This is a genomic window from Bacteroides luhongzhouii (assembly GCF_009193295.2).
Classification (GTDB): domain Bacteria; phylum Bacteroidota; class Bacteroidia; order Bacteroidales; family Bacteroidaceae; genus Bacteroides; species Bacteroides luhongzhouii.
This window is the reverse complement of sequence record NZ_CP059973.1, coordinates 486,313-499,262: the sequence shown is the minus strand read 5'-3', so window position 1 is coordinate 499,262 and position 12,950 is coordinate 486,313. Positions and strand designations below refer to the sequence as shown.

At 36.1% G+C, this 12,950-nt stretch carries 13 protein-coding genes; 7 read left to right on the top strand and 6 right to left on the bottom strand.

What is annotated here, in order from left to right; translation table 11 throughout:
- The first annotated feature begins 15 nt into the window (after nt 1-15).
- The gene (locus tag GD631_RS22400; RefSeq protein ID WP_425321962.1) at nt 16-141 is read left to right on the top strand and encodes a type II toxin-antitoxin system antitoxin SocA domain-containing protein; all 126 of its coding nucleotides are present in this window, start codon (nt 16-18) and stop codon (nt 139-141) included.
- 545 nt (nt 142-686) lie between these two features.
- Here GD631_RS22400 and GD631_RS01865 read toward each other — a convergent pair.
- Nucleotides 687-983: a DUF1905 domain-containing protein gene (locus GD631_RS01865; RefSeq protein WP_143260277.1), complete on the bottom strand. Its 297-nt coding sequence runs from the start codon at nt 981-983 to the stop codon at nt 687-689.
- Between the two features lie 87 nt (nt 984-1,070).
- Nucleotides 1,071-3,134 (bottom strand): HelD family protein, encoded by a 2,064-nt coding sequence (locus GD631_RS01860; RefSeq protein WP_143260250.1) that lies wholly within the window; start codon nt 3,132-3,134, stop codon nt 1,071-1,073.
- Between the two features lie 134 nt (nt 3,135-3,268).
- Here GD631_RS01860 and GD631_RS01855 point away from each other — a divergent pair, with 134 nt between their 5' ends.
- Nucleotides 3,269-3,853 carry a phosphoglycerate mutase family protein gene (locus GD631_RS01855; RefSeq protein ID WP_143260251.1) on the top strand — a complete coding sequence of 195 codons (585 nt, stop codon included), beginning with the start codon at nt 3,269-3,271 and terminating at the stop codon, nt 3,851-3,853.
- 41 nt (nt 3,854-3,894) lie between these two features.
- Here the strand turns inward: GD631_RS01855 and GD631_RS01850 are convergent, their stop codons facing one another.
- On the bottom strand, nt 3,895-4,662 hold the full coding sequence (locus GD631_RS01850) for a LuxR C-terminal-related transcriptional regulator (RefSeq protein WP_143260252.1): 768 nt from the start codon (nt 4,660-4,662) through the stop codon (nt 3,895-3,897).
- A gap of 331 nt (nt 4,663-4,993) precedes the next feature.
- Between GD631_RS01850 and GD631_RS01845 the strand changes: the two genes are divergently transcribed.
- The 5 genes from GD631_RS01845 to GD631_RS01825 all read left to right on the top strand — a co-directional run bounded on the left by GD631_RS01845 (nt 4,994) and on the right by GD631_RS01825 (nt 8,748).
- Nucleotides 4,994-5,293 carry an RNA-binding regulator gene (locus GD631_RS01845; RefSeq protein ID WP_004315028.1) on the top strand — a complete coding sequence of 100 codons (300 nt, stop codon included), beginning with the start codon at nt 4,994-4,996 and terminating at the stop codon, nt 5,291-5,293.
- A gap of 356 nt (nt 5,294-5,649) precedes the next feature.
- The gene (locus GD631_RS01840; protein WP_143260253.1) at nt 5,650-6,723 is read left to right on the top strand and encodes an NAD(P)H-dependent flavin oxidoreductase; all 1,074 of its coding nucleotides are present in this window, start codon (nt 5,650-5,652) and stop codon (nt 6,721-6,723) included.
- 94 nt (nt 6,724-6,817) lie between these two features.
- On the top strand, nt 6,818-7,942 hold the full coding sequence (locus GD631_RS01835; protein ID WP_143260254.1) for a DEAD/DEAH box helicase: 1,125 nt from the start codon (nt 6,818-6,820) through the stop codon (nt 7,940-7,942).
- A 59-nt stretch (nt 7,943-8,001) separates the two neighbouring features.
- Entirely contained in the window at nt 8,002-8,487 is a 486-nt protein-coding gene (locus tag GD631_RS01830) for a cold-shock protein (protein WP_143260255.1), read from the top strand.
- Nucleotides 8,488-8,541: 54 nt separating this feature from the next.
- Complete coding sequence (locus tag GD631_RS01825) at nt 8,542-8,748, top strand: hypothetical protein (protein ID WP_143260256.1); 207 nt, start codon at nt 8,542-8,544, stop codon at nt 8,746-8,748.
- A gap of 293 nt (nt 8,749-9,041) precedes the next feature.
- Here the strand turns inward: GD631_RS01825 and GD631_RS01820 are convergent, their stop codons facing one another.
- From GD631_RS01820 to GD631_RS01810, 3 genes are all read right to left on the bottom strand, one after another.
- Nucleotides 9,042-10,523 carry a DNA/RNA helicase domain-containing protein gene (locus GD631_RS01820; RefSeq protein ID WP_143260257.1) on the bottom strand — a complete coding sequence of 494 codons (1,482 nt, stop codon included), beginning with the start codon at nt 10,521-10,523 and terminating at the stop codon, nt 9,042-9,044.
- A 55-nt stretch (nt 10,524-10,578) separates the two neighbouring features.
- A complete protein-coding gene (locus GD631_RS01815) occupies nt 10,579-11,955 on the bottom strand; it encodes an AlbA family DNA-binding domain-containing protein (protein WP_143260258.1) in 1,377 nt (458 codons plus the stop codon).
- 77 nt (nt 11,956-12,032) lie between these two features.
- Nucleotides 12,033-12,872 carry an AraC family transcriptional regulator gene (locus GD631_RS01810; RefSeq protein ID WP_008656803.1) on the bottom strand — a complete coding sequence of 280 codons (840 nt, stop codon included), beginning with the start codon at nt 12,870-12,872 and terminating at the stop codon, nt 12,033-12,035.
- Between the last annotated feature and the right edge of the window lie 78 nt (nt 12,873-12,950).

Here is a 12,950-nt window from a genome sequence, read left to right as displayed (position 1 = left end):
TATTACCTTTTTTGCATCTCCATTACAGGGTGTTTTTACAAACTAAATAAATTATTATTCTATTCGGATTTTCTATCTTATAAGAAATATGGTAAAGGTATTAGTGGGTTACAATGCCAAGCTATAAGTTATGGGTCTTGAGTAGAGTAAGGTTAATGAAATTTCAGAAATGAGCCATGCTGAGGAAGCGTGTCCTCAAAGTGAAAAACAGCATAGCTTGGTTGTAGTTATGTGTTTGATTTGAAGCAGTTGTAATATTAAGCTTTGTCCTAATAAATGATTAATAGTGTTTTGTTTAAATGAATCTGGCTGTTTTTTCTTGATCCTTTTCCCACGGATATTAAGTTTATAATATATATGAAGAAAAGAAAGGAATCTTCCAGCAAGTTGATGAAAAAAGGAAAGGCAATCAAATATATATATGAGATTTACTAACAAAGCTCTAAGTCGTTTCTGAATCTTTTGCAAGTTTTTCCAAGAAAGATAGAAAAACTAGTAAAAGAAGAGAATTATATTAAGAAGACGAGTTTAATCGAATGCTTACATTAGAAAAATGATCAGCAAATAGAATAATAGGAGTAGATTATAGGGGCAATAAAGAGAAAGCATTTAGTTTTATAGTTGTTGGTTTAATGAGGTGTTGACTAAATCGCAAAATACACTAGAAAAACTAGAAATTGCTTGTTTTAAATCCAAATCATAATCTCTATCTCTTTATCAGTTACGATTTTTTCTTTTTTTCTGATTTCTGCCTTAAGAGGAAGTAAATAAGTATCAAGTTTGGTGTCAAACCAAATTGCGGTTTCCCATTGGGTATTGCCGATTTGGGCCGTCATCTTCAACCGTCCCCAGCCTTCCTCTAAAAAACCGAGATTTTCTCTTATTTCTTTGGACATCTCTTTCGGCAGGCAGGCTATGTGCCAACCGCCCGTTCCAACAGTCGATGAGTAGTTCCATACTTTTGCGGTAAACTCGTATTTCATTCCTTTATTTTCCATTGTACAAAAATAGAAAATAATAGGAGATTGGTTGTTCTTTTTCTCTCAATTAATTTTCGATGTTATATTCTATTACAGGAATTGACAACCGGGTGAAGAAACAGAATAAGTCAAAGTCAACTTGTGCATAGCCCTTGTTACTGCCACATAAAGCATACTTTTATCAATATTGGAATGATAGTTCTTATCATCTGTTTGTGGAATGATTACTTCGTCAAATTCCAGTCCTTTCGCTATATGGGCGGAAGTGATGATAATCCCTTTCACATAAGCAGAACTTTGATTTGACAAAAGTGAGATGTCGTTTGCATATATCTGGAGCTTTTGAACAAGTTCTTTTGCTTGGGATTCTGTTTTGCAGATGATCCCTAATGAGGTATAATGGGAATTTTTGAAGGAGTTTACTAAATCCGTAATGCCTCGGATCTCTTCTTTTGTATTTCTGAATGGAAGAATCTTGGGCTGCTCTCCATGTCTCATAATTGGTTCTAATTCATTGTTCGGTTGAATTTTTTGTGCAAAACTGGTAATCTCAAAAGTAGAACGATAACTTTTGCAAAGTTTCATTATTTCTCCTTTTGCAAATGCTTTTTGAATCATACCGGCAGTGGAAGATCCATAAGGATTGACGGATTGGGAAGCGTCTCCAAGAATTGTTTTTCGACACGGATAAAGTTTTTGAATCACTTTGTATTGTATGGGAGAGTAGTCTTGCATTTCGTCTATCAGAAGGTGTTTGACATAAGATTGGACGTTGTTCCCATTTAATGCAATATGCAGATAAGCCACAGGTGCTAAATCTGCATATTCCAGTATCCGGTTTTTGCGTGTCTTGAACATCTCCGGTTTTCCGATCCACTCAAAAAAGTCTTTATAGATTTGGAGATCGTTATTGCCCGCGAACATCTTTTTTATCTCTTTCTTTAGTTGGTTTTTCTCCGGAGTGCTGACAGTGAGATTATATTGTAGTTGCATCATTTCCAGAATGTAATCTGTCATAGTCTCAAATCGTTGACGTATGGGATAGCGGTGGAATCGTTTGAACTGTTCGTTAATAAATTCGGCAGGAATGGTGATGTATTTGGTGAGTTTTACGTCTGTTGCTTTGAAATAGTTGTTTTCCATGTAAAGGATGAACTTGTCAAGTAGTGATATAAACTCGAAGGAGGCTTTGTATTGTATTCGTTCGATAAAGTCGGGTGTTGGGTTTTCTAATAGTTCCGTTACTTGTTCGAAGAAATTCTGGTATTTATATTTGTTATCAAGTACATTCGAGAGAATTTGCTCCATGCTGGTTTCGGGGACGGTCTCTTCGCCAAGTTCCGGAAGTACATTAGAAATGTAATCGGCAAATATTTTATTGGGGGAGATGATTAATATGTCTTTGGAGGAAATCTGTCCTTTCTGTGCATAAAGCAGGTAGGCAATACGATGGAGCGCGATAGAGGTTTTTCCTGAACCGGCAACACCTTGTATAATAAGTACAGAAGCATTTTCATTACGGATGATCTGATTTTGTTCCCTCTGAATTGTCGTGACGATATTTTTCATTTTGTTGTCGGCATTGGAACATAGTTCTTTTTGCAGAATATCGTCATGAACAGTTACGGAACTTTCAATCATATACTCCATTTTTCCTTTACGAATACGATATTGTCGTTTGAGTGAGATCGTTCCGTTAATTTTGCCTGCCGGAGAGGAGTAGGACGCTTTGCCTAATTCATGATCGTAGAACATGCTTGAAATAGGAGCTCGCCAATCGTAAATCAGATTCTTTTTTTGATTGAAGTCATAGAAAGTATGTATTCCTATATAGATTGGACTAACTTGGCTTTTGTCTTTCTTTTCCTGAAAGTCGATTCGTCCGAAATAGGGGATATCCAGTATTTTGCTTAGCCGCCTGCGTTTGTCAATTACATTTTCACCTAATGCAAAATGATTTAATATGCTTTCGCGCATGGAACGGATTTCGTGCGGATCGATATCTTTGTTTGACCATAGATAATCCTTGTACTCTTGCAGGGTGTCTATATGCTCTTTGACGGAAGTACTGGTGGTGTTAATCGTATCATTTATAGTGGTTATGACTTGCTGTAAATACTCTTTTTCCTGTTTCTCTGTTTGATTGAATATCATAATCTTTTTTTAGTTGTATGATGAAGAATTGAAATTGCAGGCAAAGTTAGCTCAACCCATTTAAGGATTAAATAGTTATTTATAGCTATATATGTATCCTTTTTCCTATTTTTGCATGCTTAAAAAGGAGAAAGATGAACATTCTTGAATTGGCAAAACGTAACCAGCAGAAAGCTTGGGAGATTATAGAGGATACCCGTGTCGTCCGGATATGGGAGGGGATTGGTGCCAAAGTGAATCTGGTAGGTTCGTTGCGTACGGGATTATTGATGAAGCATCGGGATATTGACTTTCATATTTACACTTCTCCTTTGGATTTGTCTGCCAGCTTTCGGGCGATGGCTGAATTGGCGGAAAATACGTCCGTAAAGAAGATTGAATATACGAACTTATTACATACAGCAGAAGCGTGTATAGAGTGGCATGCATGGTATCAGGATATGGAAGGAGAACTTTGGCAAATGGATATGATTCATATCCAAGAAGGCTCTCGTTATGATGGCTACTTTGAAAGGGTAGCCGAACGCATTTCTGCAGTATTGACAGATGAAATGAGACTGGCTATTCTGAATTTAAAATACGAAACGCCTGATACGGAAAAAATTATGGGAGTGGAGTATTATCAAGCTGTGATTCAGGATGGTGTACGTAGTTATCTGGAATTTGAGGAATGGAGAAGATTACATCCGGTTGCGGGCGTGGTAGAATGGATACCCTAGCCGGATTGGATAACTGTGCGGGGAGAGAAAGATTGCATGTATTAACCTAGCAATCCATTTTCTTGTCCTAAACGAATGGCTTCAATGGAATTCTGTACATCTAACTTACGTAACAGATTTTGTCGATGAATATTAACTGTATGAATACTAATGCATAGTTTGTCTGCAATTTCTTTACTTAACAGGCCTTTTTGAATAAGACGTAATACTTCTATTTCCCGATTAGTAAGATTGGTAGAAGGCGTTAACGATAGGGAAGGAGAGAATATTTCTCCATTCTTTAGATTCAGGACGGTACAATCTATGGTTTCAGAGGCTCTTTGGTAGGGTGATATGTCTATGTTTCCTATGATAAGCCATGCTTTACCGTTGCGGTCCTGTTCCAATACCTGATGTCGGCTGGTGACACGTATGTACTGTTGTTTCGCATTAAGCATACGAAAGCTGTAAATGTTAGAATAGTTATTCCGTTGTTCAAAAGGCAGACTATAGATAAATTGGCTTAGTGTGACTTGTAATGCTACCAGTTGTGCACGATCATCGGGATGGATGCGCGATTCCAGATAATCACCCTGTTTTTCTAATGTTTCTATCTTGTGGCTGTCGTATCCCAGTAAATCAACAAAATTCGGAGAGGCGTAAGCATATTTGCATTTATACACATCGACAACAAATGTGCAATTACGACCCATTTTCGAGAGTTGATGAAGCATGGATTTATCCCGTTCCCATACGGCATAGTTAATGTCGACAGCGGATAAATGTTGTTTTGCCCACATTTCTTCTCTAGTTGTAGTGTTTAGTTTCATCCTCGGATATATTTGTAGGGTGTATCTTAATGATTGTTCCGGAACAAAAGTAGATATATTATGGGAAATGGTCAAGGATGAATGAGAGAATTGCTAATTGTGACTGTTTTGTGTGATTGACATGCTAACAAATGATAATAATTGAGCTTCTATTGAAAAATATAGAATAAAAACATAGTTATCTAATTTATTGTGTTACCTTTGTTCCCAGAGTTTGAGTTACGAATCATTATTGTGTAGTTCTTCTTTTTAATATATTATTAGTAAGTAGTCCTCTTCTGTAATTATCCTCCTCACTCCAAAATAGTATTTATTTTAATAAAATTTTTAGATGAACATTTACATTTCAGGTTTAAGCTATGGCACAACTGATGCCGACTTAACAAATTTATTTGCAGAGTTTGGAGAAGTTTCTTCAGCCAAAGTTATTTTTGATAGAGAAACTGGTAGATCCAGAGGATTCGCTTTCGTAGAAATGACGAACGATGGAGAAGGACAAAAAGCAATTGATGAACTGAATGGAGTTGAATACGACCAGAAGGTTATTTCAGTAAGCGTTGCACGCCCTCGTACTGAAAGACCGTCAAACGGTGGAGGCCGTGGTGGTTATAATAACTCTAGAAGATATTAATATCCGAATGAAAGCAGAAGATACTGTCTTCTGCTTTTATTTAAAAGCTGTTTCCGTTTCATGATTCAACGGAGGAGTCTCTACTGAATAGGGAGGACGAAAAATCATTTTACATTTAAGTTCTGCTAATTCTGGCTCTTCTATGCAAAATTTGGAATTTCTAATCCTGTACTTTCCATTCTGAAAATAGATTTATTAGGCTTTTTTGTAATACAATACTCTTGAAATAGTCAGGAGCTAATAGTTTAATAAATTATCCAACAAGGTAAATCATTCGTGACAGAACCAAATATTGAGCACTTGAATAAAGTATGCTCACCTCTATCTGTCTGTTTTGCCGATACAAAATAAAACATATGAAATCGTTCTTTATAGGAAATATTGAAATTAAAACACCTGTTATACAAGGTGGAATGGGAGTAGGAATCTCACTGTCCGGTCTGGCGTCAGCAGTAGCAAATGAAGGAGGAGTAGGCGTTATATCATGTGCGGGTCTGGGATTGTTGTACCCCAAAGGGAAAGGCACTTATCTGGAGAAATGTATAAGTGGACTGAGAGAAGAAATTCACAAGGCACGTACAAAAACAGAAGGTATTATTGGCGTAAACGTCATGGTTGCTTTATCTAATTATGCCGATATGGTGCGTACTGCGATTGAGGAAAAGATAGATGTGGTATTTTCCGGTGCGGGACTCCCGCTCGATTTGCCGTCATACCTGACTCCGGAGAGTGTAACCAAGTTAGTTCCTATTGTATCTTCTTCAAGAGCAGCCAAGATTATTTGTGACAAGTGGCAAAAAAACTATAACTATCTGCCCGATGCAATTGTGGTGGAAGGACCTAAAGCCGGCGGGCATTTAGGATTTAAAAAAGAACAAATACAGGATCAGCATTATGCTCTGGAAGCATTGATTCCGGAAGTGGTGATGATTGCATCCAGTTATAAAGAACAGAAACAAATTCCGGTGATTGCTGCTGGTGGAATTTCGACAGGTGAGGATATAGCACATTTTATGGAATTGGGAGCTTCCGGTGTTCAAATGGGGAGTATTTTTGTTACCACCCTTGAATGTGATGCTTCAGAAACATTCAAAGAAGTATATATTCATTCCAAGTCCGAAGATGTTCTTATTATTGAAAGTCCTGTCGGGATGCCGGGAAGGGCTATTGATGGAGAATTTATTCACAATGTGAATAATGGTTTGGAGAGGCCTAAAAGTTGCTCATTCCATTGTATAAAAACATGTGATTATACAAAAAGTCCTTATTGCATTATTAAGGCTCTATATAATGCAGCTAGAGGAAATATGAAAAAAGGCTATGCATTTGCTGGTAGCAACGCCTTTCTCGCAGAAAAAATCAGTAGCGTAAAAGAAGTTATGGCTACACTGGAACGCGAGTTTTTTTGGGCAACCCATAAACTGGCTTAATGATTGAAAATCTGGATTTTCATGATTGAATTTGTCTGAGTTTCCCACTATATATAAAACTAATCGCTGTTTGAGTACAGCAAAAATAACATTTATGACATTTAAAGAATTAAATATAACCGAACCGATTTTAAAAGCAATTGAAGAAAAAGGATATACAGTACCAACTCCTATTCAGGAAAAAGCAATTCCGGCTGCACTGGCAAAAAGAGATATATTAGGCTGTGCACAAACTGGTACCGGAAAGACGGCTTCATTTGCTATTCCTATCATACAGCATTTGCAACTGGATAAAGAGGCTGCCAGACGACAGGGAATCAAAGCTTTGATATTGACGCCCACCCGTGAACTTGCCTTGCAAATCAGTGAATGTATTGACGATTATTCAAAATATACTCGTATTCGCCATGGAGTAATCTTTGGTGGTGTAAATCAACGCCCGCAGGTTGATCTGTTGCGTAAAGGAATTGATATTCTGGTCGCTACTCCGGGGCGTTTGCTTGACCTGATGAATCAGGGACATATACATTTGGACGCCATCCAATATTTTGTATTGGATGAGGCTGACCGTATGCTTGATATGGGATTTATCCATGACATTAAGCGAATATTGCCCAAACTTCCGAAAGAAAAGCAGACTTTGTTTTTCTCGGCAACAATGCCTGATTCTATTATCTCCTTGACTAAGTCTCTGTTGAAGAACCCGGTGAAGATTTATATAACACCGAAATCGTCTACTGTAGATTCTATCAAACAGCTGGTGTATTTTGTTGAAAAGAAGGAGAAAAGTCTGTTGCTTATTTCGATATTGTCGAAGGCAGAAGATCAGTCAGTACTTATCTTCTCGCGTACGAAACATAATGCTGATAAGATTGTGAAGATTCTGGGTAAGGCTGGAATTGGCAGCCAGGCTATTCATGGGAATAAGAGCCAGGCGGCAAGACAGTCTGCATTAGGCAACTTTAAATCGGGAAAGACTCGGGTGATGGTTGCTACTGATATTGCTTCCAGAGGGATTGATATTAACGAATTGCCTTTGGTTATCAACTATGATCTTCCGGATGTTCCCGAAACCTATGTGCACCGTATTGGGCGTACAGGAAGAGCTGGGAATACGGGAACTGCACTTACATTCTGTTCGCAGGAAGAACGTAAACTGGTGAATGATATTCAAAAGTTAACCGGTAAGAAACTCAATAAAGCTGATTTCACTATTTGAAAGTAAGCAATTACATTATTTATTCATTAAAAATATAGTATAAACTAAATATTATTTCTATGGCAAAATCCATGACAGTAGGTAAACGTGAAAATGAAAAGAAAAGAATCGCTAAACGCGAAGAAAAATTAAAGAAGAAAGAAAGTAAGAAACTATCGGGCAGCTCAAACAGCTTTGAAGATATGATTGCTTATGTTGATGAGAACGGGAGAATAACGTCAACTCCTCCGACAGAGAATGTCAGAAAAGAAGAGATTAACCCGGATGAAATAGTTATAGCAACTCCTAAAAAAGAGGATGAAGAGCCAACTATTTTGAGAGGACGGGTTGAGTTTTTTAATGAGTCAAGAGGATTTGGTTTTATTAAAGATCTTTCCGGTGTTGAGAAGTACTTTTTTCATGTAAACAATGTCGTTGGTAATATTGCAGAAAATAATATCGTAACATTTGACCTTGAACGTGGAGTGAAAGGTATGAATGCGATCAATATCTCTTTGGAAAACAAATCTAAGCCGGAAAATTTAGCTCAAGCTGAGCCTGTATAAGGAGATCTGTATTCTGCTTGTGTATATAAAAAAAACAAAAAAATAATTTGAGATATGAAAAAAGGTAATATAATGCGTGATGTTATTTCATCCAGTCAGTTTACTGCAAACGTGATCAAGGAGTACAAAAAAGGTTTGGGAGATGTAGTGCTGGTAGCAATAACTCCGCGGACTACCATTGAACTTCCTGCACATTTAACTCAAGCAGAAATAGATGCTCGTATAGAGGTTTATAAAAAACTACATAGCTCCAAAGTATAGGTGCTTGTAGATGCAAAAGAAGGATAAAAAAATCCCTTGAACTTCAAAAGTTCAAGGGATTTTTTGTTACCGAATCGATAGTGGTGCCACCAGCAACCGAAAACGGTTTGATATGGCACTATCTTTCAGTAAGTTATATCTTTGCTACGATGTAAGTCCCTTGAATAAGGTTTTCACAGCTTTGCACCGTTCAACACAAGTTTGTATCTTGGGTACGATTTCTGAATGCGAAGATAGTACATTTTCTGATATTAAATTCTTTAATTTAGATTTTTGTTAGTAAGTCGATGAAATTATTTATTTAGAATATCTATACATCTATCTAACATGACTTCATTGTCAATTATTACAATATGCAGTTTTTTTCTTGTCCTAGTGATTATTTGATATAACATTTGTCTTTGCGAATAATAAGTATTATCAGCAATTAAATCTCCTTGAGAATTATATTTAAAAGAGTCATCTATGACTATCACAACGTTGTCGAACTCTTGACCAACTACAGAATGTGCGCTTTCTGTATCACCGGATAAGTATGCTTCATAATGGAAGGTTGAGCGCGTTCCCGGTGTGTAATTAGGCACTTTCCAGTTTTTCTTCGATAATTCTTGCAGCAATGATTTTGCAGAAAAATAATTTTTGCAATATGTAAGTTCAATGTTGGGATAGTCTATGTTGGATATATTCTTTTTGAGATTGAAAAGTTGTCTTATAAAATATGCAATTTCTTTATTTGTTCTAATTTTATCTGTTAGCTTATAGGGGGTACATGATAATTCTTTTTCAATCCTTTCTTTGGTATGGTAATTTTTCTCATTATCACGCAAGTATTGGTTTTCATCGTATGAGAATATGCATTTTTTATTGAAAGTGCGCACTTCCTCTATATATTTATCAAATTGATATGGATACATTCGTTGGGCTTCGTCAATTATAATTAAGTCAAAATCTGTCGTATTCGGAGCATATTTAGGCATATGTATGCTCCAACCATATTCTTCCATTAAGATTTTGTGACCACTATTTAGTGGAGCACAATGTAAAATAAGTACTTTTTCGCCTTTCCGAATGCTTTCTTTAGCTATATGATAAGTCAATAATGTTTTGCCTGTTCCTGCACTACCTGTTAAAGCTATGAATTTTGTTGTTGCGTCAGATAACTTTGTTCGGATTTCATTATATATTTGTTCTTGTTGAACTGTAAGAAAATATCCTTCTGCCATAAATTTTTCAGGAGAATTGAAAGGAGAAACTAAATAGTCGGATGGATTAAATAAATCATCAATATTGTTGAATGTTACTACTTCTTGAAGAAACAGCTTGTTGCACAACTCATTAAAAGTCGCTTCTTTTATTTCATTATTGCTATCTTTTATTATGAGTTTATAAAGCTTATTTTCATTTAAAATATAGGTATAAATATAAACTTCCTTATCCAAGAACTCGAGGTAGTATCTATTCTTTTGCTGTTGTTTGAATATCTTGTCTATTGAACTCTCCGTTTTTATTTCTATGTTGATAATATAATTATCGCCAAATCTAAGTAAATCAAATTCTTTTCCAATTTGTGGTATTGAATATCCTAAATAATAGTTGTTAACAATGGTGATGTTATTTTTTATTTTTAATAATTCATTCACAAAAGATTCTATACCATTAAGCTCGTAATCTTTTATTCCACTGATTATTCCGTAACTATTCATAAGTTTTTGGAATAGTGTATTACTTAGTTTTCGATAAGCTTCTGTGATAGATAGAATATTGACATTTTTCATAGGGCAAATTTGTAAATACTAATTTTAAATATGATGATAATTTTTACTTGGTGTTTCATCTCTTTTGGCTATTCCAATAATATCCTCCATTTTTCTGTGCCCCTCTAAACTCTATCAAATCTAATCTAACCAAAGAATTTAAGTAGCGTTTAGCAGTCGGAACACTTTTGCCTATTAATCCTGCAATCTTAGACGAATTAAGTCCCGGATATTGCTTGATGATATTTAGTACTTCTTGTTCTTTTGAGTTTACAGTATCATTTACAGTATCATTTACAGTATCATTCTTGATACTGATACCTCTTTTGAATATAACCGTAAACATCCCGTCCGTATGAAATTCAGGTTCAGGAAGATTAGCTTCTTTCATGGCTTCCTGCATACGGGGAATACCGGATGCAACCCTTTCCACCAAATGCATGCGGGTAAATAATCCAAAGATTAAGGGATTACGTGTCATACTCTTGTGCCCGAAATCTTTAGCTACGATAGGCAAAAGCCCTCCGGGATTAGAAACCTCTACCCGGTCATCAAACATTTCTATTGTAATGGTTGCTCCCTGTTCGTAATAATCACGATGTGAGAGAGCGTTAATAATGGCTTCTTTGAACACAGTAAGAGGAATTTCCCAAATTTCTTCTCTTGGTCCTGCCCCCTCAATTTTATAAGCTACTTGCAGTTTACTTTCCAGCCATGCCATAGCCTGCAAATATTGTTGGTATAGTGGACCGCCAAAGGTTTTATCATCAATGATATATACTTTGGTTGTTCCTTTGAAAAGGACACATCTTGTTACTGCGTGTGGAAACTTTCGTTCAGGTTGTTTCCCAAAGAACATGGCTGCTCCATTCTTGGCTACTCCTTTATCCGTAAACAGTTCCAAATTCTCAAATATCTGTTTGTTGGCAGTCGATGGACTTAGCTTTGCTTCCGTGCGAAAGTCTTTTATCGCTTGTTCGTCCGCATCTGTGTAAATGTTGAACCACGAACAAGGGATAGCATCAAAAAATATTTTGTTGCATTCCTGAAAGAAACTGCGCATTTCTTCGACAGTACGAAGTTTCTGTGAGTTTGCTCCCTCACGCACAAAAATAGAACCGGAAAATATATAAGGTTTATCTTTCCCTGACGGAACATCAATTACCCAAACTGTCTTATCACCGATATTTACCGCATACATATCACAATGAAAAGCCGGAGATATTTCACTGATAGAGCCTTGAATGGCTGAACGTTTGTCATTCTCTAAATCTGTGCCAATAATCTGACCGTTATCATCTACACCAATGAGTAAATATCCTCCGTCCGCATTAGCAAAAGCGCAAATTTCCTCTGTTAGTTCACGAACTTTTGAAGGTACACGAACTTTAAACTCTACATTATAGCCTTCTCCGCTATCGATGAGTGATTGTATGGTTTCTGTATTTGTCATAGACATCTATAAATATAATGCAAAAATAGTCATTTCTATTGTTTCAATAACTCTAAAAACAAGGATATGTATATGGTTTACTTCAAATTGTTCTTTCTGAAATTAGAGGGGCTGCATCCTCTATACTTTTTGAAAAACTTATTAAGATGGCTCTCATCGGTAAATCCCAATTCTTCAACGATTTCACAAATTCTCATTTGACTATGCAATAATCTATTTTCTACTAACTTTAGTTTGTAGTTTAAAATGTATTGCTGCATAGTTTCATTAGTATGTTTTTTGATATATCGTCCTAAATAATTCTCCGAAATGCCAAAATGTTGGCTTATATCTTTTGCTCTGATTTTACCTGTTTTATAGATGTTTGCTTGAATATACTGTAATATGTCAAGCGATTTGTCCTCAGAGCATTCATCCACCTGTTCAGGCAAGAACATTGCGATATTGCGTGCTACCACAATAATAATCGTATTAATTATTTGTGTTATAATCTCCTTACTGTATAAATTTCGGTTAATATATTCCCTGATAATAGCTTCAATCATGGGTTTCACCAGTAACTTATCTACTTTATTTCTTAGTATACAACCGGGTTGATGATTAGCATGTTGAAGAATAAACTCCAGTCTTTGAATATTTTCAGCACCGAAAACAGAAGAATGTATATATATGTCGTTAAACTTGATGTCGACAAACTTAGTTGTTGTATGGATTTCGAAAGAATGCGTATCTCCGGGAGTAATCATAAACAAATGTCCGTCATGATAAGGAAACATATTGTTGTTAATCCATTGGATGCCTGTTCCTGAAAGAATATATACTAATTCAAAAAAGGTATGTTCATGCTCTTTTAGCAAGGATTCGTCAAGCTCGCTAAAACTAATTTCGAATGGTTGATGTAGGTTTTCTCTTTTCATGCCATAAATATAGCCCTAAAAAACGGATTAATACCAAAATAACGAAAAATAATACCTGAAATCAGCCGAACAATCGGT

Coding starts and splice junctions, on each gene's coding strand:
- GD631_RS01835 (WP_143260254.1), top strand. CDS start 6,818: ATGACATTTAAAGAATTAAATATAACCGAACCGATTTTAAAAGCAATT.
- GD631_RS01830 (WP_143260255.1), top strand. CDS start 8,002: ATGGCAAAATCCATGACAGTAGGTAAACGTGAAAATGAAAAGAAAAGA.
- GD631_RS01855 (WP_143260251.1), top strand. CDS start 3,269: ATGAACATTCTTGAATTGGCAAAACGTAACCAGCAGAAAGCTTGGGAG.
- GD631_RS01850 (WP_143260252.1), bottom strand. CDS start 4,662: ATGAAACTAAACACTACAACTAGAGAAGAAATGTGGGCAAAACAACAT.
- GD631_RS01865 (WP_143260277.1), bottom strand. CDS start 983: ATGAAATACGAGTTTACCGCAAAAGTATGGAACTACTCATCGACTGTT.
- GD631_RS01860 (WP_143260250.1), bottom strand. CDS start 3,134: ATGATATTCAATCAAACAGAGAAACAGGAAAAAGAGTATTTACAGCAA.
- GD631_RS01845 (WP_004315028.1), top strand. CDS start 4,994: ATGAACATTTACATTTCAGGTTTAAGCTATGGCACAACTGATGCCGAC.
- GD631_RS01840 (WP_143260253.1), top strand. CDS start 5,650: ATGAAATCGTTCTTTATAGGAAATATTGAAATTAAAACACCTGTTATA.
- GD631_RS01810 (WP_008656803.1), bottom strand. CDS start 12,872: ATGAAAAGAGAAAACCTACATCAACCATTCGAAATTAGTTTTAGCGAG.
- GD631_RS01820 (WP_143260257.1), bottom strand. CDS start 10,523: ATGAAAAATGTCAATATTCTATCTATCACAGAAGCTTATCGAAAACTA.
- GD631_RS01815 (WP_143260258.1), bottom strand. CDS start 11,955: ATGACAAATACAGAAACCATACAATCACTCATCGATAGCGGAGAAGGC.
- GD631_RS01825 (WP_143260256.1), top strand. CDS start 8,542: ATGAAAAAAGGTAATATAATGCGTGATGTTATTTCATCCAGTCAGTTT.